The sequence below is a fragment of the Acinetobacter gerneri DSM 14967 = CIP 107464 = MTCC 9824 genome, from assembly GCF_000368565.1.
GTDB lineage: Bacteria > Pseudomonadota > Gammaproteobacteria > Pseudomonadales > Moraxellaceae > Acinetobacter > Acinetobacter gerneri.
The window spans coordinates 134,512-158,529 of the sequence record NZ_KB849543.1 but is presented as its reverse complement, the minus strand read 5'-3'; the positions used below and the strand labels follow the sequence as shown (position 1 = coordinate 158,529).

The 24,018-nt window shown below is 40.4% G+C and carries 21 protein-coding genes and 1 pseudogene; 10 read left to right on the top strand and 12 right to left on the bottom strand.

Translation table 11 applies throughout. The features are described from left to right. Nucleotides 1–8: 8 nt before the first annotated feature. From F960_RS09115 to F960_RS09095, 5 genes are all read right to left on the bottom strand, one after another. On the bottom strand, nt 9–1,352 hold the full coding sequence (locus F960_RS09115) for an MFS transporter (protein WP_004863041.1): 1,344 nt from the start codon (nt 1,350–1,352) through the stop codon (nt 9–11). Between the two features lie 112 nt (nt 1,353–1,464). Then, a complete protein-coding gene (locus F960_RS09110; RefSeq protein ID WP_004863039.1) occupies nt 1,465–2,169 on the bottom strand; it encodes a fumarylacetoacetate hydrolase family protein in 705 nt (234 codons plus the stop codon). Nucleotides 2,170–2,194: 25 nt separating this feature from the next. Next, nucleotides 2,195–2,845 (bottom strand): maleylacetoacetate isomerase, encoded by a 651-nt coding sequence (gene maiA / locus F960_RS09105; protein WP_035373859.1) that lies wholly within the window; start codon nt 2,843–2,845, stop codon nt 2,195–2,197. Between the two features lie 2 nt (nt 2,846–2,847). Further along, nucleotides 2,848–4,068, bottom strand: coding sequence for a 3-hydroxybenzoate 6-monooxygenase (locus F960_RS09100; protein ID WP_004863033.1), 1,221 nt, complete (start codon nt 4,066–4,068; stop codon nt 2,848–2,850). Nucleotides 4,069–4,095: 27 nt separating this feature from the next. Beyond that, the gene (locus F960_RS09095) at nt 4,096–5,130 is read right to left on the bottom strand and encodes a cupin domain-containing protein (protein ID WP_004863031.1); all 1,035 of its coding nucleotides are present in this window, start codon (nt 5,128–5,130) and stop codon (nt 4,096–4,098) included. Nucleotides 5,131–5,275: 145 nt separating this feature from the next. On the opposite strand from F960_RS09095, the pseudogene F960_RS09090 reads away from it, so the two are divergent. The 7 genes and pseudogenes from F960_RS09090 (at nt 5,276) to F960_RS09060 (ending at nt 13,432) form a co-directional block, all read left to right on the top strand. After that, nucleotides 5,276–6,190 (top strand): annotated as a pseudogene (locus F960_RS09090) (LysR family transcriptional regulator). Between the two features lie 348 nt (nt 6,191–6,538). After that, on the top strand, nt 6,539–7,399 hold the full coding sequence (locus tag F960_RS09085) for a MurR/RpiR family transcriptional regulator (protein ID WP_004863022.1): 861 nt from the start codon (nt 6,539–6,541) through the stop codon (nt 7,397–7,399). A 27-nt stretch (nt 7,400–7,426) separates the two neighbouring features. After that, on the top strand, nt 7,427–8,662 hold the full coding sequence (locus F960_RS09080; RefSeq protein WP_004863018.1) for a diaminopropionate ammonia-lyase: 1,236 nt from the start codon (nt 7,427–7,429) through the stop codon (nt 8,660–8,662). Between the two features lie 22 nt (nt 8,663–8,684). Beyond that, complete coding sequence (locus tag F960_RS09075; protein WP_004863015.1) at nt 8,685–9,908, top strand: Zn-dependent hydrolase; 1,224 nt, start codon at nt 8,685–8,687, stop codon at nt 9,906–9,908. Nucleotides 9,909–9,939: 31 nt separating this feature from the next. Next, nucleotides 9,940–10,902 (top strand): N-carbamoyl-D-amino-acid hydrolase, encoded by a 963-nt coding sequence (locus F960_RS09070; RefSeq protein WP_004863013.1) that lies wholly within the window; start codon nt 9,940–9,942, stop codon nt 10,900–10,902. A 48-nt stretch (nt 10,903–10,950) separates the two neighbouring features. Further along, on the top strand, nt 10,951–12,276 hold the full coding sequence (locus F960_RS09065; protein ID WP_004863009.1) for an MFS transporter: 1,326 nt from the start codon (nt 10,951–10,953) through the stop codon (nt 12,274–12,276). A 13-nt stretch (nt 12,277–12,289) separates the two neighbouring features. Beyond that, nucleotides 12,290–13,432 (top strand): YgeY family selenium metabolism-linked hydrolase, encoded by a 1,143-nt coding sequence (locus F960_RS09060; RefSeq protein WP_004863007.1) that lies wholly within the window; start codon nt 12,290–12,292, stop codon nt 13,430–13,432. A gap of 134 nt (nt 13,433–13,566) precedes the next feature. On the opposite strand, the gene F960_RS09055 is transcribed toward F960_RS09060, so the two are convergent. After that, complete coding sequence (locus F960_RS09055; RefSeq protein WP_004863002.1) at nt 13,567–14,214, bottom strand: TetR/AcrR family transcriptional regulator; 648 nt, start codon at nt 14,212–14,214, stop codon at nt 13,567–13,569. 201 nt (nt 14,215–14,415) lie between these two features. Here F960_RS09055 and F960_RS09050 point away from each other — a divergent pair, with 201 nt between their 5' ends. From F960_RS09050 to F960_RS09040, 3 genes are all read left to right on the top strand, one after another. Then, nucleotides 14,416–15,219 carry an SDR family NAD(P)-dependent oxidoreductase gene (locus tag F960_RS09050; RefSeq protein ID WP_004863000.1) on the top strand — a complete coding sequence of 268 codons (804 nt, stop codon included), beginning with the start codon at nt 14,416–14,418 and terminating at the stop codon, nt 15,217–15,219. 49 nt (nt 15,220–15,268) lie between these two features. Continuing rightward, entirely contained in the window at nt 15,269–16,399 is a 1,131-nt protein-coding gene (locus F960_RS09045; RefSeq protein WP_004862997.1) for a DUF5938 domain-containing protein, read from the top strand. Between the two features lie 79 nt (nt 16,400–16,478). After that, nucleotides 16,479–18,005, top strand: coding sequence for an AMP-binding protein (locus tag F960_RS09040; RefSeq protein WP_004862995.1), 1,527 nt, complete (start codon nt 16,479–16,481; stop codon nt 18,003–18,005). A 104-nt stretch (nt 18,006–18,109) separates the two neighbouring features. On the opposite strand, the gene F960_RS09035 is transcribed toward F960_RS09040, so the two are convergent. The 6 genes from F960_RS09035 to F960_RS09010 all read right to left on the bottom strand — a co-directional run bounded on the left by F960_RS09035 (nt 18,110) and on the right by F960_RS09010 (nt 24,017). Then, a complete protein-coding gene (locus tag F960_RS09035; RefSeq protein WP_004862990.1) occupies nt 18,110–19,567 on the bottom strand; it encodes an NAD-dependent succinate-semialdehyde dehydrogenase in 1,458 nt (485 codons plus the stop codon). A gap of 68 nt (nt 19,568–19,635) precedes the next feature. Further along, complete coding sequence (locus F960_RS09030) at nt 19,636–20,412, bottom strand: 2-keto-4-pentenoate hydratase (protein WP_004862988.1); 777 nt, start codon at nt 20,410–20,412, stop codon at nt 19,636–19,638. Continuing rightward, the gene (locus tag F960_RS09025) at nt 20,397–22,007 is read right to left on the bottom strand and encodes a bifunctional 3-(3-hydroxy-phenyl)propionate/3-hydroxycinnamic acid hydroxylase (RefSeq protein ID WP_004862983.1); all 1,611 of its coding nucleotides are present in this window, start codon (nt 22,005–22,007) and stop codon (nt 20,397–20,399) included. The genes F960_RS09030 and F960_RS09025 overlap by 16 nt, the downstream gene beginning before the upstream one ends. Before the next feature lie 32 nt (nt 22,008–22,039). Continuing rightward, nucleotides 22,040–22,882: an alpha/beta fold hydrolase gene (locus F960_RS09020; protein WP_004862980.1), complete on the bottom strand. Its 843-nt coding sequence runs from the start codon at nt 22,880–22,882 to the stop codon at nt 22,040–22,042. Between the two features lie 72 nt (nt 22,883–22,954). After that, on the bottom strand, nt 22,955–23,557 hold the full coding sequence (locus F960_RS09015; RefSeq protein WP_004862978.1) for an amino acid synthesis family protein: 603 nt from the start codon (nt 23,555–23,557) through the stop codon (nt 22,955–22,957). Nucleotide 23,558: 1 nt separating this feature from the next. Beyond that, nucleotides 23,559–24,017, bottom strand: coding sequence for a VOC family protein (locus F960_RS09010; RefSeq protein WP_004862975.1), 459 nt, complete (start codon nt 24,015–24,017; stop codon nt 23,559–23,561). Nucleotide 24,018 lies beyond the last annotated feature (1 nt).

Here is a 24,018-nt window from a genome sequence, read left to right as displayed (position 1 = left end):
GCCATAAATTAACCTAAACTCGACACCACAGAAGCATGTTCTTTTTTCAAAAATTTAATCAATAACAATGAAATTGCAGAACAAAAAGCAGGTACAGCCAAAAGACTCATGATTTCTAAACTCGATAAATTTAATGACATGAGCCAACCCCCCATAATCGAACCCACGATAGAACCTGAACGCCCAATCGCATTTGCCCAGCTTACACCCGTCGCACGACAATGTGTTGGATAAAAACTTGCAGCAAAAGCATTTGCTCCAACTTGTGATCCACTGATCCCTGCACCGACGCCAAACATCGCAAACATCAGTAAAATAGTATTGGATTGCTCTATTCCCAAACCAAGACAAATCAAAAATACTGCGCCAAAAACATAAGCAATACTCAAAATCGTGGTTGCGCCTTTTTTATCCATGAGCAAGCCCAACACAATTGCGCCAATCGTTCCACCAATTTGGAAAATGGACGTTAACCAAGATGCATTGGAAAGATTGAAACCGTGATTGGTCAATAAAGTGGGCATCCAACTTGAAATCATATAAATAATCAAAAGACTCATGAAAAAAGTAAACCAGATCAAAAAGGTCCCAAGTGCATAACCTTTTTCAAATAAATCTTTTAGACTGGATTTTTCAACTTCATTGATCGTAGGCGTTAACTTTGGAATTTGCTGGATTTTCGGTGCAATTTTACGAACGATCTGCTCTATTTTTTCCACACTTTTCTTTTTCAGTACCAAAAAGCGAATTGATTCTGGCAATAAAAAATATAAAAATGGCACCGTACATAAAGGCATGATCCCACCCATCAATAAAATGCCATGCCAGCCAATATGCGGAAGTAATTGAGCTGAAAAAATTCCACCCAAAGCAGAACCAATGGTAAATCCACAAAACATTAAAGTCACAAGATTTGATCGACGTGAGGTCGGTGCATATTCAGACGTTAAAGTAATCGCATTTGGCAATGCTCCACCCAAGCCCAAGCCCGTCAAAAAGCGCCAGATAATGAGCGCCTCCAAATCAGCCGAAAAAGAAGCAAAGACACTGGCTAAACCAAACATCATCACTGAGCCAATTAAGATCGGTTTACGCCCCAACTTATCTGAAAGTGGACCAAAAACCATTGCGCCAGCCATTAAACCAAACAATCCCGCACCAAATAATGGAGCCAAATCTGTCGCCTGTAATGCCCATTCAGCTTTTAATGCAGGTGCGATAAATCCAACAGCAGCAGTATCAAAACCATCAATCGCAACAATGAGGAAACACAGCCACATAATCAATTTTTGGGTAAAAGATAGTGGGGTTTCATCGATAAAACTTTGTACATCCATAGTTTTTTGAGACATAACGATTCCCTAGCCAGTTCATCAACTGACTTGCTCTCCATAGCAAAAAGGTACTCAATTGTTTTTGTTATTAAAATTGAGTACCCATTTCATTCAAACTCATGCAATGTTGTTATTTCACATTGACAGTGATTCCTGTTAAGCCAGCAATCTCAGCTTTCATTTGATCGCCTTTCACAACTGCACCCACCCCTTCAGGCGTACCAGTCATAATCAAATCACCTTTTTTTAGTTCAAATAGTGACGAAAGATTTGAGATCACTTCTGCCACATTCCAAATCAAATGGGTCAGGTCACTGCGCTGAACTGTCTTACCATTGACCGTCAAATGAATATCACCTGTATTGAGTTTACCCAAAGTCGAAATTGGATGAATCGGACCAACAGGTGCTGAATAATCAAATGCTTTACCGATTTCCCAAGGTCTGCCTTTTTCACGCATTGCCATTTGTAAATCACGGCGTGTCATGTCGAGCCCCACGGCATAACCATAAATATAATCTGCTGCATCTTCGACTGAGATATCTTTGCCATCTTTGCCAATCGCTACAACGAGTTCAATCTCATAGTGATAATTTGAAGTTTGGCTTGGATAAGGTAAATCAACAGCTTGGTTTTCAAATACAGGAACAACAGACTGAGCATCATTTGGTTTACAGAAGAAAAATGGTGGCTCACGGTCAGGATCAAAACCCATTTCACGGGCATGGGCAGCATAGTTACGCCCTACACAATAAATACGGCGCACAGGATACAATTGCTCTGTACCTTGTACTGGAATACCCACAACTGGCATTGGTTCAAAAACATAACTCATGACTATTTCCTTATAAAATAAATCTTTAAATGGCATCTGGTTGATTTTGTGGCGCAGCTTTCTGAAATGCTGGAAGTGCCATACATGTCGTATAAATTTTTTGGATATTTGGATATTGATGCATATCGACTTTGAAGCGTTTAGCCGAATCTACTTGAGGAATCAGATAGGCATCAGCGATAGAAACTTGATTTGCATAACAATAATCTCCACGCTCAGTATCAGCAGACAAAATTTGTTCCAAAGCCTGAAAACCTTCTTCGATCCAGTGCTGACACCATTGTTCTATGGCTGATTCATCAAAATTTGCTGAATTTCGCAGATATTCCAAAATGCGTTTATTGTTGATTGGATGCATATCACATCCAATCATCGCAGCAAGCGCACGGACTTTCTCACGACCAAGCGCATCTTTAGGCAGTAAAGCAGGTTCAGGATATTGTTCTTCCAACCACTCAATCATGGCTGGACTTTGTAAAAGCGTTTCTGATCCATGCGCCAAATCAACTTCTAAAACTGGGACAAAGCCTTGAGGATTTTTCATTTTAAAATCAGCAGTTTTATGCTCATTTTTTGCCAATGATATCCCTTCAAACGCATATTCAATATTTTTCAGATTTAAAACAATTCGGGTTCGATGCGAGGTTCCACTGCGAAAAAAACCATACATTTTCAATGTCATGCTGCATCCCCTGTATAGTTTTTAGCAGCATCCAAACAGTTATGGATATTCCAGCTATATAGCCATTCCATCGCATCATAGAAACGTTCATTTGGTCGACCACGCCATAGATCATTGCGAACCATACGTTCGACACCTTTGGCATGATAAAGCTTGCCCATTTCCCGTGACGATAAAACGATGCGAGCCGTTCTTGCGACACGAGCACGTTGATATAAATCAAAGGCTTGAGCGACATTGTTTTGGCTTATGCGAAGTGCCTCACCTAAAGTCACTGCATCTTCCATCGCCATACATGCACCTTGTGCCATGTACTGGGTGGTCGGATGCGCCGCATCACCAAGTAAAGTAATCCGTCCATAGGTCCATTGCTCAATAGGCTCACGATCTGCCGTCGCCCAACGTCGCCATGATTTTGGTAATTCAATCAATTGGCGAGCTTTAGGACAAATGCCTTGGAAATACGACAGCACTTCTTCCTTAGAACCATCTTTGACACCCCATTGTTCTTTTTCACGGCTATGGAATGTCACGACGACGTTATATTCTTTTCCACCACGCAATGGATAATGAACCAAATGGCAGTTTGGACCCACCCAGATACTTGCTGCATTCCATTGTAAATCTTCAGGAAATTCTTCTTTTGGAACCACCGCGCGGTAAACCACATGCCCTGTAACCAAAGCAGGATCTGCAACATATTTTTCACGGACGATGGATTTAACCCCATCAGCACCAATCAAAGCCTGACCTGTATAAGTACGACCATGTTGATCTGTGATACGAACCTCGTGCTCATCTTGCTCAACAGATTGGACATGGCAGTTGGTGATAATTTCGATATCACCGTATTCTTGGGCACCCTCAACCAATGAAGTGTGAATATCAGCGCGATGAATCACTGCATAAGGATTGCCAAAGCGCTTTATAAAATCTTCATCAGTATCAATTCGCCCGACACAATATTCATCAAGCGCATCATGCATCACCATATAGTCGGTATAGACAGCACGTGCTCTGGCACGCTCACCGATGCCTAGCGCATCAAAAGCATTAAAGGCATTTGGAGCCAACTGAATCCCTGCACCGATTTCACCAATTTCAGGTGCTTGTTCAAAAACCTGAACTTTAAAACCTTGTTTAACCAATGCTAGTGCTGCTGCAAAACCACCAATACCACCACCAACAATCAAAATTGGCTGATCTAAATTTGACATCACAATATCCTTATTTTGAAATTTGTCTTAACGTGGGCGAACTGAGTACAGGCCTAATTTCTTTTGCAAAGGCGATTCATCAGCAATGAAAATAAAGGTTTCTTGATCCGTATTATTGATTAAATCAATATGTGCAAAACAAGGAGCACATGCGGTATCCGCCTTATCCAAATCAAATGTTTTGGCATTGATTTGTAAATGCACATGACCTTCAATCACATGAAAAATCTGTGCAGTTGATCGAGCTTGCAATTGAACAGTTTGCTTCGGTTTGAGCATCAAAGCTGAGTAACCGATAATGTTTTGACAATCTTGACCTGTTTCAGGATTGATATAGCTGACCAAGATAGGACCTTTTTGCGTAGGATCTTGTGCAATCGCTTGTAGAACCTTTTTGGTTTCTTTCCATGAATATCGCATGATCGGATAAGCATTTTTTTCACGGACAAAATCTGTTGTTGGCGCAATCCCCACACCATAGCGATGCGCATGTCCGACACTGGTCACTTCCTGAACATCACCACCTTGAACATAAGAAGCTTCCATGTAATAAACCAATGGCAGATCCAAAACATCCAACCAAATCACAGGCTGATCGCCATCATGTCCATGCTCATGCCATAAACCGGATGGGGTCAGGATCAAATCACCATGTTCCATCACACATTTTTGACCTTCAACTGTGGTATATGCCCCCTCACCTTCTACAATCAGGCGTACAGCATTTGGAGTATGTCGATGCGATGGCGCCCATTCGTTTGGCAACAACAACTGCATCCCCAAATACATCACTGCACTTGCACGCATATTTTCCAAGCCATGTCCGGGATTGGCTAAAACCAAAACGCGACGTTCAGCTTTTTCGATCGGCGTGAGTTCACCTGCTTCAAGCAAAAGCGGTTTGATATCTTTAAAATACCAAGCTGTTTCAATCGTTGCAGGAACAGGTTTTTGCGGTGGCAAGACATTTCTCAAACTTGGCCAAAGTGGTACAAGATTGGATTCGGTGAGTTGATTTACATAGTTTTTTGGTAAGTCATCAAGTGTCGCTAATTGTTCCATCATCTTTCTCCCTGACAGCATCCCCATGTAAAATTTTACGACTGGGTTTTTTGTCCGTTTCAAGCAATGTAACAAACGATATTTATTGAATCTATTTTTGAAAAACAATATGCTGTATTGAAAATATCAATACAGGGATGTGAATGTGCTTGATATCGATACACGACTACTAGTTATTTTTTTTGAGATCTATCAACAAAACAGTGTGTCTAAAGCGGCTGAACAACTCGGCATTGGACAGCCGACATTAAGTATTGCTCTCAATAAATTACGTGAACATTTTAATGATCCGCTGTTTATTCGCATTGAAAATAAAATGCAGCCAACAGAGTTGTCCAATCAAATTTATCCTATGGTCAATGAGGTTTTAAACAGATTAAAACTCATCCAAAATTATAATATTGGTTTTGATCCGAAACGCTCAGATTATGAATTTAAAATCAGCATGACAGATATTAGTCATCTGGTTTTATTACCTAAATTGATGAATTATTTACGTGAACATGCACCCAATATTCGTATCGAAATTCTTCCTATCAGCGCCAATACAGCAAAAATGATGTCCAATGGTGAGATTGATTTAGCGATTGGATTTATTCCACAGTTAGAAGCGGGTTTTTATCAGCAAACCTTATTTCCTCAGCACTACATCGGTGTTGCAAAGAAAAATCACCCACGATTACAACTTCCTGAAATCACTAAAAGACAGTATTGTAATGAGTTGCATGTCGATGTCTTGGCGACTGGCGGGCACTATGTTTTGGAACATGAGTTGCAAAAATATGGGGTCAAACGCAATGTTTTAGTCAGACTTCCGGGCTATCTTGGGGTAGGATTAGTGGTACAAGAAACCGATGCGATTGCGACTGTCCCGCATTATTTGAGTCAAATTTTACTCAAATAATGCGATATAGAAATCTTCAAATTGCCTTATGAAATACCGAACTATAGTGTGAAGCAGCACTGGCATGCCCGTGTTCACCAAACCCCTGTGAATCAGTGGTTTAGACAGACCTGTTTTAAATTATTTTCTGAATACCGCAATGACAATTTTGAATAATATATAAACACTTATCATCCATCTAAAATTGCACATATCAAGTAAAAATCTGCTGGAAATTTATTCTAATAATTTGAGCAGATTTTTACTCTTTTGGGGCTAAATATACGCAGCCAATAATCGCAGCACATATCCTCTGACACCCCTTCTCAAAATCTCTTTCACAGTCATTCAAGTCTAATTTTATGCTTTGGGCTTAGTTTCGCTTTGCTCTGTTACAAATGCATTCAACAATATTTATATTTAATATCAACAATTTAAAAAAATATGATGTTTTTTTTGAAAAAACCATTGAAATTTATTTTTCATTAAACTATTTTTAATGAAAATACTTTTTCAAAGAATATTATGCAAACATCATTACATGAAAAAATTTTTTCACTCACTGAGCAGCTCACAGAAAGTGAGCAGCAATTGGTCAAAGTCATTTTAGAGTACAACACTGCACTCGTCACATTTACTGCAAGTGAAATTGCTGATAAAGCTGGTGTTTCCAAAGCCACAACTTCGCGTTTCTTTCAACGCTTGGGTTATGAAAATTTTTCAGATCTCAAAAAAGAACTGAAACAAGAATTTCATGAAGGCTCTCCCCTATATGAAATTGAGGAACGTAAATTATTTAATCACCCGCAATTAAACCATCAAGTCACCGATCATTTAAATAATGATCTCAATAATATTAAAAATACTTTTGAAAATATTGACCCAAGTTTGGTCGATACAGCCGCCAATCTCGCCAGTCAGGCTAGAAAAGTCTATGTTGTCGGTTTTAGAAATGGCTCAATGTTGGCTCAATATTGCTGGACTTTATTACTACAATTACGCCCAGATGTGATCAATCTCCCTCCTGAGTCAAACCGTTTGGTCGAAACACTTTCCGACATTAATCCTGAAGACCTACTGATTATTATGGATTTTCGTCGTAGAACGACACAACTCGATCAATTACTCAAACTCACCAAATATACCAAAACCAAAACAGTGATTTTCACTGATGGTAAATCTCAAGATAAACAAACTGCGCCTCCGACCAGCATTGTATTGAGCTGTTATAGCAATGCTGCTTTGTTATTTGACTCTTATAGCAGCGCGATGAGTTTAATCAATTATTTCTGTGGTTCTGTCTATAGCAAAATCGAAGTTGCTGCCCATAAACGCTTAGAAAATATCGAATTATTACATGATATTTACGATGATCTAAGCAATTAAATTTGATTCAATACAAAGGAAAATGTAATGAAAAAACACCTACCTAACGCTCAAGTTAAATATCATTCAAATCAAAATTTTAGTGCGAAAAATGCTTATCCAGAAGCACTGTTAGACATCTTGGGTGGCGAAAAATTTACGAGCGCACTCAAGCAAATTCAAAATTGGCCCGGTTATCAACACACCCCTTTGGTTGAATTAGATCATCTGGCTCAAGACCTCAACATTGCAAGTATTTCATATAAAGATGAAGGTGGGCGATTTGGTTTAGGGAGTTTTAAAGCACTTGGTGGTGCTTATGCGGTGAGTCGCTTATTGATCAAAGCCATCCAGTCCAAATTGGGAAATATAGAAGTTTCAGCAAGCGATCTAACCAGTGGTAAATATCGTGACATTACCCAAGAAATTACGGTCACATGCGCAACTGATGGCAATCATGGTCGCTCAGTCGCTTGGGGCGCACAGCGTTTCCATTGTAAATGCGTCATTTATATCCATGCCACAGTTAGTGAAGGTCGTAAAGATGCCATCGCAAAATACGGCGCAGAAGTGGTACGTATTGATGGAAATTATGATGATGCTGTTCATCAAGCCGCTGTCGATGCTGAAAAATACGGTCGTTTCGTCGTTTCAGATACATCCTATGAAGGCTATATGGAAGTGCCAAAAGATGTCATGCAAGGCTATGCAGTCATGGCTGAAGAAGCACTAACACAATTTAAAGCAACGCATGCTGCCCTACCGACACACGTCTTTCTACAAGGTGGTGTCGGGGGACTTGCTGCCGCAGTCGTTGCCCATTTATGGGAAAAATTAGGCAAAGAACATCCTCGTTTTATCGTGGTCGAACCTGATAAAGCAGCATGTTTATTTGAAAGTGCTGTCGCTGGCGAACCTGTTGCGATCAAAGGAGATTTAGACACTGTCATGGCTGGACTTGCTTGTGGTGAGATCTCGTTATTGGCTTGGGAAGTTTTAAAACCTGCGGTCAGTGATTTTATCCAAATTGATGATGAATCGGCACTTGATGTTGTACGCCTGCTTGCCAAAGGTGATGAAGAGGACAATGCAAAAATTGTTGCAGGAGAATCTGCTGTCGCTGGTTTAGCCGCGGTCTTGGCAAGTGCAAATAGTTCCGATCTTCGAGAAAAGCTTGCGCTAAATGAAAATAGCCGTGTGCTGATCTTTGGTAGCGAAGGTGCCACAGATCCTGAGCTATATGCACAAATCGTTGGAAAAGTAGCAGAAGAAGTATTCGCATAATTTAAAAAAAAAGGGATAGGTCATGTATCAAATTAATCAAGAAAGATTGATGCGTTATATCTTTGATTTAGCCAAAGTCGGTGAAATAGAAGGTGGTGGTTGCTGTCGTCTGGCATTGACGGATGCTGATAAGCAAGGACGAGATCTGGTTGTTCAATGGATGCATGACCTACATTTAGATGTTGAAATTGATGCGATCGGCAATGTTTTTGCGACCCGAAAAGGTCGCTTGGATCTGCCTCCTGTCATGACTGGATCACATATCGATACCGTGAGAACTGGCGGGAAATATGATGGCAATCTCGGTGTATTGGCTGGTTTAGAAGTCATTGCGACTCTAAATGACCACAACATCGAAACAGATCACCCGATCACGGTCGCCTTTTTTACCAACGAAGAAGGTGCCAGATTTGCCCCAGATATGATGGGAAGTCTGGTATTTCAAGGTGGTTTAGATCTCGAAGATGCTTTAAATACCGTAGGTATTGATGGCAGTACTGTAAAAGACAATCTCAACAAAATCGGTTATGCAGGTCCACGTTCGGTCGGCAATCATCCAGTCCATGCCTTTATGGAGTTGCATGTTGAACAAGGTCCCGTCTTAGAACAAGCACAAAAAACCATTGGTGTGGTTACAGGTGTGCAAGGAATTTACTGGACCGAATTTACTGTCACAGGTGTTTCAAACCATGCAGGCACAACGCCTATGCATTTACGCCATGATGCAGGAGCAGCCAGTGCTGCGATTATTCATTTTGCACAAAGCTTGCCAGAACGCTTGGGTTTAGGGCAATTGGCGACCACAGGAATGGTGCAATACTCCCCAAATCTGATCAATGTCATTCCAAATAAAGTGACATTCACCGTCGATTTACGCAATGTCGATGCTGCAGTACTCAAACAAGCATCAGAGCTGCTGTTTTCTTATACAAATGAAATAGCAAGCAAACACGGCGTAGAAATTACTCATCGCAATTTAGCAGATTTTCAACCTGTTAATTTTAATCAAGAAATTATCAATTTAGTTGAAAGTTTTGCAGATTCTCACTCATTTTCACATATGCATTTACCCAGTGGCGCAGGACATGATGCGCAAATCTTAGCGGCGATGTGTCCTTCAGGCATGATTTTTGTACCAAGTGTTAAAGGGCTTTCTCACAATGTAGCAGAGTTTACATCGGCAGAAGACATTGCAGCTGGGGCAAATATTTTAATCAATAGCTTGGTCCACTTGGCAACTGCATAAACTTCAAATTTATTTACAAGGATGAAAATATATGACACGTATCGTAAATGTCGCTGCTGCACAGCTTGGCCCTATTCAAAATAGTCATAGTAAAAAAGAAGTCGTTGAGCGTTTAGTGCAGCTCATGATCGATGCAAAAAAAATGGGATGTGATTTGATTGTCTACCCAGAACTTGCGCTCACCACTTTCTTTCCACGTTGGTATGCTGAAAATATTGCTGATTTTGATCATTATTATGAAAAATCAATGCCAAATGCTGACACGCAGATTTTATTTGATACAGCGCAAAAGCTAGGAATAGGCTTTTATTTAGGTTATGCCGAACTTGAACAAAGCAGTCAAGGAACGCATCGCTATAACAGTGCCATTTTAGTCTCACAGCAAGGTCAGATCATCGGTAAATATCGCAAAGTTCATCTTCCGGGTCATGCTGAAAATGAACCATGGCGCCGCTTCCAGCACTTAGAAAAATACTATTTTGAATATGGTCAATCTTTTGATGTCTGGGATGCTTTTGGTGGTCGTTTTGGTATGGCTCTATGCAATGACCGTCGCTGGTCTGAGACTTATCGTGTAATGGGGATTCAAGGTGCTGAAATGATCCTACTTGGATATAACACACCTGTGCACAATCCTCCTGCACCTGAGCATGACGATTTATCCATGTTTCATAATCACTTAGTGATGCAAGCGGGTGCATACCAAAATGGCACTTGGGTCATTGGCGTTGCTAAAGCGGGTAATGAAGAAAATTGTGAAATGATTGGTGGGACTTGCATTATTGCGCCATCAGGTGAAATCGTTGCGGCTTGCTCAACCAAAGGTGATGAACTTGCGATTGCGCGCTGTGATCTTGACCTTTGTAACTCATATAAAAATACCACTTTCAACTTTGAAAAACATCGTCGCCCTGAAGCCTATGGACTGATTACTTCACAACGTGGCGTGATCAAACCAGCATCCCCAGTACAAAAAATTGAATCATTAAATTGAGGTTTTATCCAATGAGCTGAGCTAAACAAAGGCACAGGAGTACTACACATGGAAAATAAAGTTACGTATGCACCATCCAACTTAGTTACAGAAACGGAATTCGAAAACAATTTATATCGGAAAGTCGCCTTTAAACTCGTTCCATTTTTAATGATCTGTTATATCGCAGCCTATCTAGACCGTGTCAATGTTGGCTTTGCTAAATTGCATATGCTTGATGCATTACAATTTAGTGAAGCCGTCTACGGCTTAGGTGCAGGGATCTTTTTTATTGGATATTTCTTATTTGAAGTGCCCAGTAATTTATTGATGCACAAAATAGGCGCGAAAAAAACCATCGCACGAATTATGATTTTATGGGCCATCATTTCTGCTGCTATGGCTTTTGTACAAACCCCCACCCAATTTTATATCGCACGCTTTTTACTAGGTGCAGCTGAAGCAGGTTTCTATCCAGCGGTTATTTTATATTTAACCTATTGGTTTCCATCCAATCGTCGAGGGAAAATCACTGCTATTTTTATGACAGCTGTACCGATGGCAGGTATTTTGGGCGGACCATTATCTGGTTGGATTATGCAAGATATGCATAATACGCATGGCTTTCAAGGTTGGCAGTGGATGTTTATCATTGAAGCTGTACCCTCTTTGATTTTAGGATTATTGGTCTTCAAATTATTGAATGATAAAATCCAAGATGCCAAATGGTTAAGTACACAAGAAAAACAGTATTTAAATGAAAAAATCATCTTAGAAAAGAAAAACCAAATCGAACATGTATCACTGTTCAGTTTATTGAAAGATAAACGTGTGATCCACATGGCACTGATTTGTTATTGCACTGTTTCAAGCCTATCAGGTTTATCGTTTTGGTTACCGAGCGTTATCAAATCTACAGGGGTAAACTCGATTTTACATGTCGGTATGCTCACCGCTGTTCCCTATATTTTCGCTGTTATTTCAATGATCTGTGTATGCGGGCATTCAGATAAAACAGGTGAACGTCGCTGGCATATGATCATCCCATTTTTAGTCGGTGGGGTTGGATTAACCTTAAGTACTTTATTTGGACATAATCCAACTTTGGCGATCGCAATGCTTTCTGTCGCCGCAGCTGGAACGATGGTCTGTTCGCCATTATTTTGGAGTCTGCCAACTGCCTTTTTAGATGGTCGAAGCGCTGCTGCAGGGATTGCAGGAATCAATTCTTTTGCTGGTTTAGCTGCATTTTTTAGCCCTTTTATCATCGGCTGGATCAAACAAACAACGGGTTCAACAGATTTGGGAATGTATTTCTTAGCAAGTTTTACCGTCATTGGCGCGATTTTGGTTTACCTCATTCCAAAAGATTTAGTCAATAAAACAGTTAAATAAAGGCAATGATCATATGGATAATGTCATCGAACTGACCCGAAAACTGGTACAAATCCCGAGTTTTCCAAGTCAAGAAAATAAAGTTTCAAGTTATATTCAAAACATCATGCAAGATTTTGGCTTTGATGAAGTTTACACGGATCAAAATGGTTCAGTTGTTGGCGTCATGGGACCTAAAAATCAAGAAATCGAAATTTTGTTCGATGGGCACATGGATGTTGTACCTGTGATAGGCGAATGGAAATTTGATCCATTTGGCGGTGAAATTTTTAATGGTCGTCTCTATGGTCGAGGGACAACCGATATGAAAGGTGGATTGGCTTCAGCGATTTGTGCCATTTCCCACGTTGCCCAACATCATACTTTAAAAAAACGTGTGGCTATTTCAGCAAGTGTTTTAGAGGAAGTCATCGAAGGTTTTGCACTCGGACACATTTTAGATATTCATCAGCCTAAATCTGTGGTGATTTGCGAACCTTCAAAATTAAAACTGAAATCTGCACAAAAAGGTCGTGCGGAAATATTGCTGACTTTACACGGTAAACCTGCTCATGCAGCCAATCCTGAAGTCGGTATCAATCCACTTTTAATTGCATCGAAGGCTTTGCTCGCCCTTGAAAATATTCAACTTCCCAAAGACGAAGTTTTAGGCGCAGCTATACTCGTGCCTACGGATATTATTTCAGATCCATATCCTTCGATTTCTATGATTCCAAATGCTGTCACTATCCGATTTGATCGACGTATTTTGGTCAATGAAACACAAGAAATTGTCATTGAGCAGATTAAGAACTGTTTACATCAAGCTGATATTTCTGACTTTTCTATCCAATTTACCCAAGATGCGATTGATACTTTTACAGGTCAAAAAATAAGTCCTGAAAGATGGTTACCAGCATGGAAAACCAAAGAGGATTCACAGATATTAGAAGCGGCACTTCAAGCTTTGCAAGAAATTGGTTTAGATACTGAAATTGGTGCATGGCCTTTTTGTACCAATGGTTCTGAGTCCGCAGGTAAACGTCAGATCCCGACTATCGGGCTAGGACCGGGGGCAGAAGAAGATGCACATACCATTGATGAGTCGATTGAACTCAGTCAATTGACTGCCGCCACGGAAATTTATGCCAAAATTATCAAAGAGATTTGTACCTAGGCTATTTGCAATTTGATTTGGGTAAATGGATCTAAATTTCTGATCTATCAATAAATCAAAGTAGATCTTCAAATTTATTTTAAGCACTGCCTTAGCCTTAAAGCAGTGCTTAAATTTACTTAAATAGAATCAGATTATTTCACCAACAACGGCACAATATTGCGAATCTCATCCAAAAAATGCTCAACATTTTCTGCATCTCCAGACACGATGCGAAGCAAATACATTTGAAATAAACCATCTAAAGTCGCATAAGCACAGCTAGAGCTGATCGATGGCACACCACCTTTGAGTTCTGCATAACGAAGCACGATACGCCAGATCATTTTTTCTAAACTTTCATCAATTTCTGTAACGACATCTCGTAGCGTAGGTTCAAACAAAGCCTGAGAACGTAAGTCATACCACAAACAATGCAGCTGCGTTTCATTCACAATCGTTTCTTTTAATTTTTCAATAAATCCCTGCAACAGTTCATCGGATGTACCCGATTCAGCCACAACCACATCATAACGAGTCACACACTTGGCTTTGAAGTGCTTAATACTGTAGCAAATTAGGTCAGATTTATCGGCAAAGTAATAGTGCAAAACGGCGTGGGTAAAGTCAGAATTTTCAGCAATTTCACGCATACTAGTTTTTGCATAGCCAAGCTTTGCGAGTGTTTTCAGCCCTGCTTCTGCAAGCTCTATACGTCGCATTTCATATTTGTCTATAGGATCTTGGCGCACCCGTGTTTTGCGTGGAGGTGCATCTAGTTCCACTACGTCCCGTTGTACCATGCTTTGCTCTTATCACTATTGCTCATTTTTATAGCACCATACTGCCATGTCGCATACTTTTTGTCAAAATCTCTAACCACTCGTATAAAAAAAATTAACCACTTGTATAGAAAAAACTTGACAGTTGGTTAAATAAATTTAATGATCAAAAAATAATAAGCAAAATGCAATAAAAAAGATCTATCAACACGGAGATGTGACATGGAAAATAAGTATCTTTTAGGTCGTAAAGCATTTGTAACTGGGGGAGCGAGAGGAATCGGTGCATCTATTGCACAAGCCTTAGCTCAAGCTGGCGCAGATGTTGTCATTGGGGATATTTTGCTGGATCTTGCCAAAGAAACTGCAAATGAACTGGCCAAATCAGGCGTTAAAACCAGTGCTGTTCAACTTGATGTCACTGATGACGTGCAATGGGAAAATGCCATTTCCCAAGTCATTCAACAACTTGGGGGCTTTGACATATTAATCAACAATGCAGGGATTGAAGTCACATCCTTGGTTGCAAATATCAAAGCTGAAGACTTACGCCACATGTGTGATGTCAACATCGTCGGGGTCGGACTTGGGATGAAACATGCATTTTTAAATATGCAACCCAATGGTGCTGCTGGCAAAGGTGGTGTTGTCATCAACATTTCTTCTGTTGCAGCCACCATCGCCTTTCCTGCGATCGCGGGATATTCCGCAACAAAATCTGCTGTCGATCGTTTGACCCGTGTAGCGGCTATGGAGGCTGGAAAACTAGGTTATGGGGTCCGTGTAAATTGTATTTATCCCGGACTTATTCCGACCGAAATGGGCATGCAGTTAGCCAATGATATCGTCAGGAATCAACTCGCACCTGACTTCAATGCAGCGGTCAATTCAGTCGTTGAGCAAACGCCACTTGGACGTTTAGCAACTGTTGAAGATATTGCCAATGCAACCGTATTTTTATGCTCTGACAATGCCAGTTTCATTACGGGCGTAGGGCTTTCTGTGGACGGTGGAATGGGAATGTAATGTCCTATTTTATAAAATATCAATAACTTAAATATATGGAAATACAACAATGAATAGTAAAAAGCCCGTTATTGTCTATGGTGCCAGTGGCTATACTGGTCGATTAGTTTGTGAATATTTACGTGAATATGGCATTCCGTATCTTGCAGTAGGACGAAACAAGGAAAAATTGGATGCCTCAATGAAATCCAATGTTCCCGGTATTGAATCCGCTGATTTTGAAGTGCTTTCTGTAGAACACAATGTCGAAGCACTGAGCCATTTATTTAAAGGCGCTTCAGTCGTCATCAATACCGTTGGTCCATTTTCAAAATTTGGCCCAGAAGTCGTTGAAGCTTGTTTAGAGGCAGGATGTCACTATACCGATACCACTGGTGAACAAGATTGGCTGATCACTTTAGATGAAAACTATGGTGCGCAATTTGCCAATGCTGGATTATTGCTCTGCCCCGGTCTGGCACAGATGTATACCATTGGTGAAATTGCAGCACAGCTTTGCTTAGAACATCCCGGCTTAGACACACTTGATATCGCAGTGTTTTGGGGCGGTAGCCCAACCATCGCATCGACACAAACCATCTTGGTCAATGCTGCGACCTCTAAAGCATTTTATTTGGAACAAAATCAATATAAAGAATGGCAACCCGATGCAGGACTTTATACCTTAGCCATTCCCGGACAACATGAAACAGCACTTGCACTGCCTTGGGGAGGTACTTCACACCCTGTTTGGTTTAAGCGTGACCCACGTGTCAGCAATGTCAAAGTCTTAGGTGGTGTATTTAATAAACCACTGATGCTCGGTGTACCCAAAATCGTTGAAGCTGCGCTTGAAGCAACCAAACATATGAATGCTGAGGAACGCTATGCAGCACTAGCGGAAACAGCAGCAGGTGTCATGAATACCATGCCGCCTCGTGAAAATCCTCGTATCAATAAATCAGTGGATTCGGTTCATGCGCAAGGACCTCTTGGACGAGCACATTGTGTGATTTTTGGGAACTGTAATTATAAACAAACAGGCTTACTCAATGCCTTTGCAGCCTCTTGGTTGTTACAGCAAGCACCGAAAAAATATGGTTTTGCCTCTGGCTGCCAAGCATTTGGTCATCATGAGTTATTGGGTGCCTTACGTGCATTTGGTTTAGTCCAAGCCCCTATTCTTACGGTCAATGTATAGAGGCTGCTGACATTATAGATGTTTAAGCAGATCCCAAACCCAGTGGAAGATCTTCTTCCACTTTTTGGAGTGGATATTTATGCGTTTGATCGATTATTTAGACAAAGGTGCATCTCTCGGAGTAGACGCCCCTTGCCTAGTCAAAAATGATGTTGTTTATAGCTATGCCGATGTGCAACGCCTGAGCTACAAAATCGCCCGTGCTTTAGTCCAGTCTGGCATCAAAGCTGGCGATAAAGTCGCAATTTTGTCGGCAAATGATCCTGTTGCATTTAGCTGTGTCTTTGGTATCTCTCGTGCTGGCGCAGTTTGGTGCCCAATTAACCCGAGAAATGAAGCGGCTGAAAATCGTTTTATCTTGGATCGCTTTGATTGTAATGTACTGATTTTCCATAGTCATTATGCGCCTATGGTTGAAAAAATTCGGGAAGCTTTACCCAAAGTTCATACCATGATTTGTTTAGATGACACATTTTTGTATGCACAAAATTTTGATGTATGGCTTGATAAGGTCGATGATTCATTCTTTCAAGTTGAGCCTGTCGATGACATTGCACTGATTGCAGGAACGGGAGGAACAACTGGTCGTCCGAAAGGCGTCATGCTTTCAGGGCAAAACATAGAAACCATGACGGCGATCACTTTGATGAGTTATCCCTTCGAGTCTCGTCCGACTTATCTGGCTTTTGCTCCACTCACCCATGCTGCTGGTGTGCTGTGTTTTCCCATCATGGCTTTGGGTGGGCAAATCGTGATTATGTCGCAGGCTAATTTGGATGAATTTTTAGATTTGATTGAACGCCATCAAGTGAGCCACACCTTTTTACCGCCTACTCTGATTTATATGTTGCTTGATCATCCTAAACTTGCCTTGACTAATCTCACATCCTTGCAATGTTTCTGGTACGGCGCTGCACCTATTTCCACTGCTCGCTTAAATGATGCGCTCATAAAAATTGGACCGATGGCTCAATTATTTGGTCAAACCGAAGCTCCGATGATGATTTCAACCATGTCGCCCAAAGATCATTATCTTGCTGATGGTTCTATTGCTTTTCAGCGCTTATATTCGGCTGGACATCCAAGTCCATTGGTACAAGTTGCTATTTTAAGTCCTGAAGGGAAGCCTTTGGCACAAAATCAACGTGGTGAAATCGTAGTGCGTAGCTCTTTGGTTATGGCGGGATATTATAAAGATCCTCAAGCGACAGAGGATGTTTCACAACACGGTTGGCATCACACAGGAGATATTGGTTATTTGGATGCTGACAATTATTTGTATATCGTGGATCGTGCCAAAGATATGATTATCACAGGTGGTTTTAATGTCTATTCAATTGAAGTTGAACAAGCATTACAAGCCCATACAAATGTTCAAGACTGTGCAGTCATTGGTTTGCCTGATGAAAAATGGGGGGAGCGTATCGTTGCTGTGGTTCAGGCACGTGCAAATATGAGCATTGATACTGATGAATTAATGGCTTTTGTAAAAGCTAAAATCGGCAGTGTCAAAACGCCAAAACATATTGAAGTTTGGGAAGATCTACCACGTTCTAAGGTCGGTAAAGTATTGAAAGCAGAGATTAAAAGTAAAATATTAGGGTGAGGGAAATATTTTCTTCAAAACATAAAGACAAGAAGATGAATCATCATTTTCTTGTCTTTTTAGTATTTGAGGTTGGTAAATAGAGGATGTATTAAGACCCTATATTAGTCAGTCAAACCAGCCATTAAAAAATATTTAATTTCTAAATAATCTTCAATCCCATACTTTGATCCTTCTCTGCCCAATCCAGACTGTTTCACTCCGCCAAATGGTGCAGCTTCATTGGATAATAAACCGGTATTGAGTGCGACCATACCGTATTCCAATTCATCGGAAACACGCATCGCTCGACCTAAATCTTTAGTGAAAAAATAAGCTGCTAAACCAAACTCGGTGTCATTTGCATAGTCAATCACCTCTTGCTCAGTTTCAAACTTAAACACAGGCGCTAATGGTCCAAATGTTTCTTCCTTGGCCACTTTCATTGCTTGCGTAGCATTACGAATAATCGTTGGTTCAAAAAACAATCCACCTAAATGATGTTTATGTCCACCTAATACAATATCTCCGCCTTTAGATACCGCATCAGAAATATGCTCTTCCACTTTTTTAATCGCTGACGCATCTATCACTGGACCAAAATCAATTCCTTGATCGAGTCCATTGCCTATTTTTAAGCCCTGAACAGCCACTGATAACTTTTCTACAAACGTGTCATAAATCCCAGATTGGACATAAAGTCGGTTGGCGCAAACACAGGTTTGTCCTGCATTTCTAAACTTACATGCAATCGCTGCTTTTACAGCACCATCGAGATCGGCATCATCAAAAACAATAAAAGGCGCATTTCCACCAAGTTCCATGGAAACTTTTTTAACTGTTGAAGCACATTGCGCAATGAGTTTTTTGCCGACTTCTGTAGAACCTGTGAAACTAAATTTTTTTACTCGATCATCTTCTGTCAAAACTTGACCTATTTCACTTGATGATCCAGTGATTACATTAAATACCCCTTTAGGTATGCCTGCTTGCTCAGCCAATGCTGCGATTGCAAATGCTGAAAAAGGTGTTTGAGATGCAGGACGCACAATGATCGTACAACCTGCTGCCAAAGCTGGAGCCACTTTACGAGTAATCATTGCATTTGGAAAATTCCAAGGGGTAATCGCAGCACACACCCCAATTGCTTGTTTATTTACCAAAATTTTCCGATCATTTCCTGGAGATGGGATAATATCTCCATAAATTCTTTTGGCTTCCTCTGCATACCATTCTAGGTATGAGGCACCATAAAGAATTTCACCTTTTGCCTCGGATAAAGGTTTACCTTGTTCCAAAGTCAAAATGGTCGCCAATTCATCTTGATGCTCAATCAATAAATCAAACCATTTTCTTAAAATCTGACCACGCTCTTTGGCACTTTTTCGACTCCAACTTTTAAATGCTTTCTGTGCAGCGTCTACAGCAGACAATGCTTCTGATCTTCCCATCTTGGGTACAGTGGCAATTTTTTCTGCATTTGCTGGATTAAATACCTCTAGCGTGGAGCCATCATCTGCATCTCGCCATTCACCATTGATAAAGGCTTGCGAGCGTAATAATGTTAAATTTTCATATTGCATCTAATCCCTACCTGCATGAGTTTTTATTTTGAATATTCAAGAGTACTAAAATCATTGTTTGATGCAAATCAGCTTACTGCATTGGCGATTTCAATCGATAATGTCTGCCCAAACAATTGTACTTCGTAGCTAGCACGATCCATATTTAAAGGTCGAATCAGTGAACCCGTCAAAATAATTTCACCTACGCTTAAAGTCATCCCTTGGGATAATAATTTACGGACCAGCCATAAATAATTTTTTAGAGCATTGTCTTGCTCTGAAAATGTCAGGACAAGCGCATGACTACTTTGCTCTATCTCAATATTTGCCATCACTTCATCAAGTGTCATGCTTAATGGCTTGCCTAAAACATACTTTGATGCAGCAGAATTATCCGCGATAAATTGCCCCAAACTAAAATTCCAATCTTGCCAACGCACATTGGCAATTTCTAAAGCAGGAATAACCTCATCAATCGCTTGGATAAGTGACTGGTCTGTATATATTTGCTGAGCGAGCAAATCCTGCTTCAATCGAAAAGCAAGTTCGATCTCAAATTTTGGCAATTCATCTTGAGAACAGTAGATCGTATCGCCTGTGTTCAGTTGCATATCAGTGGTTAATCGACCATATACAGGCTCATCAATTGCATATTTATGTTGGGCAGGTGCACCAGATAAAGCGACCTTCCAACCGCTGTGTTTCGCTTGATTTTGTTTGAGATACCCTGCGATTAAACGCTGTTGAATCTCATAAGCTTGCTGCATTTCTATAGATGAAAACTGTGAAGTTTCAACTTTTCGATTGTGTAGGCGGGCATCTAATAAATTTTTTATCACTTGATCATTTACTGGAGTTGGCATGCGAGCTTCTCCAAAGTTGCATTCAGTTGTTCGATAGAACATGTCGCAGCAATAAAACGATCAGGACGTACAATCACAACCTCGTCACGCGCATCTACAAACCAATTTTCAAGTTTATGATCTATATCTTCAACACTGATTACATTTTCACCAGAAAGCAAAGGTTGGTTTCGAGTCAAACCACTTTTTGAACGATTAACTTGGATAAAATTGGTTTCTCGGTCGCGCCAAAATTGTTGCATTTCACTTGATAATCCTTGCATTGGATTTTTTCTAAATGCAATAACGGAATACCATTTACCCAAAACTTCATCAAATTTTATACGCTGCTGATCAACGGTCTGAACATCAGGTTGGATAAAAATCTTACCGACAATATCGTCTTTTTGGACGCTATTACGTGGGTGATATACCAGCCCTTTGCTTAAAAATGGTTTCGGTTTAAATTTAAATTCAACTAAATGACTGCGTAATGCATCAACATTGTTAAATGCTTGGAAAATCCAGTCACGGATTCCTGCCACCAATGGATTTGTCAGCCCCAAGACCATGCCCATATTATCCGCGAGTGCAACCAAATCAGTCGCATGCCCACGTCGCTCAACATCATAGCTTTCGATGATTTTTTCAGCAGCATAGCCCTTGATGACAGCAGCCAGTTTCCAAGCAATATTTCCAACATCACGAATGCCTGAGTTTAAACCCTGACCTGCCCACGGCGGTGTAATATGTGCGGCATCGCCAATTAAAACGACTCGACCTTCGATAAAGCGGTTGGCAACTCGTGAATTATGGGTATAAGCACGAATGCGAATAATGTTTAATTGATCAACATCATCGCCGATATGTGTACGAATGAGCTTTCGAATATTTTCCTCTTGGCACATCTGCTCCTCGTCTTCACCTTCAAAGAGCATAAACTCCCAACGTCGTTGTTGGTACGGAAGATAAATACAGACAAAAGGACGACTAGGATCAGCATGCAAAGCTGTATAAGGTGCATCTAATGTATCATTTGCAGCATCAACAACGACCCATTTTCGAGGATGGGTCAATCCTTCAAGTTGGATACCGACTTTTTTACGTACGCCAGATCTTCCGCCATCTGCACCAATCAGGTAACGTGCAGTGATCTGATAAGTTTCACCATTTTGATCTTTGACTTGTACCTGAACCGCTTGATCGTTTTGTTCGAGATCAAGCATTTCGTGCCCTGAACGCAATTCAACATTTGAATATTTTGTTAGCAGTTCACGCATACTTTTTTCAAAGAGTTGTTGCATGAAAATATTTCGCATGGGCCAACCATAATCAGCAACAGTCGGTTTGACCTCAGCAAAACAAACACCCGCAGCATTAAAATAACGTAATGGAACGTTGTGAATCATGTCTTTAACGACTTCATCAGTCACCCCAGTTGTCTGTAAAACGCGAAGCGCTTCATCATCCATACCCACTGCACGGGGATAAGGTAAAATATCTGGGTTCACTTCTAAAACAATCGTTTTGATTCCATAAATGCCCATGTAATGAGCCAGTGCGATACCATTTGGTCCACCACCGACAATCACAACATCCGTTTGCTCGTTTCTCATGGTCAATTTTCCCTATTACGTCTATTTTAAATTCAGTCTATTTTGCTTAAAAATTGAATTACGGCTTGGTTATACATTTCTGCTTGGTCATCATGAACATAATGAGATGCATCTGCAATTTCTATAAACTCAATATCAGGTTTTTTAAATCTGATTGCTTCTAGCGTTGTTGAAGGTAAAAAATCAGATAACCCACCCTTGATAAATAATGTCGGGCAATCAATTTGCTCTACGGCAGGCCAAAGATCCGTTGATGCGATATTCAATCGAGCTTTTGCAATACCTTGCTGATCATGTTTCCAAATAATTTTTCCATCTTTCTCAACAAGCGTATTTTCAACACGAGATTGAATCCCTTCTTGACCAATCAAAGGTCTTAATTTTTTCCAAAAATCGATGGCTTGTTGCCAAGTAGCAAATTCCAAAGGCGTATTCTGCATTTCACGTCGAATTCGTTCTGCACCATCCCCTTGTATAGATGAACCCGGACCAATATCTTCAATAATCAAAGCGCTTACTTTTTCAGGGTGCAGGCGATTATATTCGAGTGCATTTGTCCCGCCTAATGAATGCCCAACAATGATGAACTTTTCTAGATTTTCACATTTCACCAAATCTTCTAAGTCTTCGACATACACTTTGGTTTGATATGTTTCATAATTTTCAGCCCAATCACTTAAGCCACGACCACGCTGATCTAGTGCGATAACATAAAATTGCTGGGAGAGTATTTCAGCCAATGGTGCCCAAGTGAGTGCGTATGATCTTAAGCCATGTAATAAAATAATCGCAGGAGATGCACGATCGCCCCAAGTTAAATAATGCAAATTTAGTCCATCACGGGACTTTAAATAATGACTTTGCGAATGGTTCATTTGGGCAAAACCTCTTCAAACATGGAATGAACAATTTGAAGAGAAAAATGGGTTTCTCCTCAAAACTTTTACTTAGATAAGACCATTTTCACCCTGAATTTCTTCAGCTTTTAATCCACCTAATCGAGCATGCAAACGTCCTCGCGTTGCAAAAGCCCAGATAATAATCAGTTCATCATTTCCCGGTCCATCATTAAAAGATAGGGAAATACTGTCATAATGTGAGCGTACATAAAGTGCATCTTTATGTGCTAAAGGCACATCAATAATTGTTCCTGCTACACCACGTTTTCCTGTTGAAGGAACCCATGATTTACCACCGCCTAAAGCCACACGGATTGGATCTGCCGCAGGATTGGTTAAAAATGCATTGCCATGTTCATATTCACAGTTCATGCCAACCAAAATAGATTTCCCATAACTGACAATTTCACGACCATTGGCAAGTTCTTGAATTCGGCGACCAAACTCTCGCCCCAAATCAGGAGAATGCTCAATCAACTCACTTAAATCTTCTGAAAATCGTCCTGCATATAGATTATGAATAGCCGCCGCAATTGCATATTTATAAACGGGTTCTCCATCAGCCAATTGACCTGTTTCATTGGCTAAAGTTTCTTCGGTAAAACTAAACCATTTACGAATGTGATAATTTTCAAAATTTGCTTTTTTCATGTTATTTCTCAAAAATAGGAGGAATTTCAATTGGATTACTTGGGGCACAGGTTTCTCTAAACAGATCAATCGCCTGTTGATTGTCATGTACCGTTTCTAAAAAGAATTCAAGTCGATTTCCATCTGGATCATTGAAATACAATCCATTTCCAACAGCATGATCGGTTGTTTTTACGATTTGTACGCCTTTATCAAGCAACATGCCGTGTAAGCGCTGCAATGTTTCAAATGTCCCATCTATTTCAATCCCATAGTGCTGTAAGCCAAGACCACCTTGCTGTGCGCCTTCGGGAGCTTTGATTAAAGCAATATCATGATGCTTTTCACCAAAACTCATCATTATCCACTGTGCACCACGGGCATGTTCGACCATTCCTAGTACATCGGCATACCATTTCGCCGAATATTCTGGATCACTGACAAAAAGCGATAGATGGGTACGAATCACTTTAATATTCATA

What these genes read in the sequence shown, in the direction of transcription:
- F960_RS09075 (WP_004863015.1), top strand. Translation starts at nt 8,685, where the DNA reads ATGTATCAAATTAATCAAGAAAGATTGATGCGTTATATCTTTGATTTA.
- F960_RS09050 (WP_004863000.1), top strand. Translation starts at nt 14,416, where the DNA reads ATGGAAAATAAGTATCTTTTAGGTCGTAAAGCATTTGTAACTGGGGGA.
- F960_RS09030 (WP_004862988.1), bottom strand. Translation starts at nt 20,412, where the DNA reads ATGCCAACTCCAGTAAATGATCAAGTGATAAAAAATTTATTAGATGCC.
- F960_RS09085 (WP_004863022.1), top strand. Translation starts at nt 6,539, where the DNA reads ATGCAAACATCATTACATGAAAAAATTTTTTCACTCACTGAGCAGCTC.
- F960_RS09035 (WP_004862990.1), bottom strand. Translation starts at nt 19,567, where the DNA reads ATGCAATATGAAAATTTAACATTATTACGCTCGCAAGCCTTTATCAAT.
- F960_RS09025 (WP_004862983.1), bottom strand. Translation starts at nt 22,007, where the DNA reads ATGAGAAACGAGCAAACGGATGTTGTGATTGTCGGTGGTGGACCAAAT.
- F960_RS09015 (WP_004862978.1), bottom strand. Translation starts at nt 23,557, where the DNA reads ATGAAAAAAGCAAATTTTGAAAATTATCACATTCGTAAATGGTTTAGT.
- F960_RS09055 (WP_004863002.1), bottom strand. Translation starts at nt 14,214, where the DNA reads ATGGTACAACGGGACGTAGTGGAACTAGATGCACCTCCACGCAAAACA.
- F960_RS09070 (WP_004863013.1), top strand. Translation starts at nt 9,940, where the DNA reads ATGACACGTATCGTAAATGTCGCTGCTGCACAGCTTGGCCCTATTCAA.
- F960_RS09100 (WP_004863033.1), bottom strand. Translation starts at nt 4,068, where the DNA reads ATGTCAAATTTAGATCAGCCAATTTTGATTGTTGGTGGTGGTATTGGT.
- F960_RS09010 (WP_004862975.1), bottom strand. Translation starts at nt 24,017, where the DNA reads ATGAATATTAAAGTGATTCGTACCCATCTATCGCTTTTTGTCAGTGAT.
- F960_RS09080 (WP_004863018.1), top strand. Translation starts at nt 7,427, where the DNA reads ATGAAAAAACACCTACCTAACGCTCAAGTTAAATATCATTCAAATCAA.
- F960_RS09020 (WP_004862980.1), bottom strand. Translation starts at nt 22,882, where the DNA reads ATGAACCATTCGCAAAGTCATTATTTAAAGTCCCGTGATGGACTAAAT.
- F960_RS09065 (WP_004863009.1), top strand. Translation starts at nt 10,951, where the DNA reads ATGGAAAATAAAGTTACGTATGCACCATCCAACTTAGTTACAGAAACG.
- F960_RS09040 (WP_004862995.1), top strand. Translation starts at nt 16,479, where the DNA reads ATGCGTTTGATCGATTATTTAGACAAAGGTGCATCTCTCGGAGTAGAC.
- F960_RS09110 (WP_004863039.1), bottom strand. Translation starts at nt 2,169, where the DNA reads ATGAGTTATGTTTTTGAACCAATGCCAGTTGTGGGTATTCCAGTACAA.
- F960_RS09060 (WP_004863007.1), top strand. Translation starts at nt 12,290, where the DNA reads ATGGATAATGTCATCGAACTGACCCGAAAACTGGTACAAATCCCGAGT.
- F960_RS09045 (WP_004862997.1), top strand. Translation starts at nt 15,269, where the DNA reads ATGAATAGTAAAAAGCCCGTTATTGTCTATGGTGCCAGTGGCTATACT.
- F960_RS09115 (WP_004863041.1), bottom strand. Translation starts at nt 1,352, where the DNA reads ATGTCTCAAAAAACTATGGATGTACAAAGTTTTATCGATGAAACCCCA.
- F960_RS09095 (WP_004863031.1), bottom strand. Translation starts at nt 5,130, where the DNA reads ATGGAACAATTAGCGACACTTGATGACTTACCAAAAAACTATGTAAAT.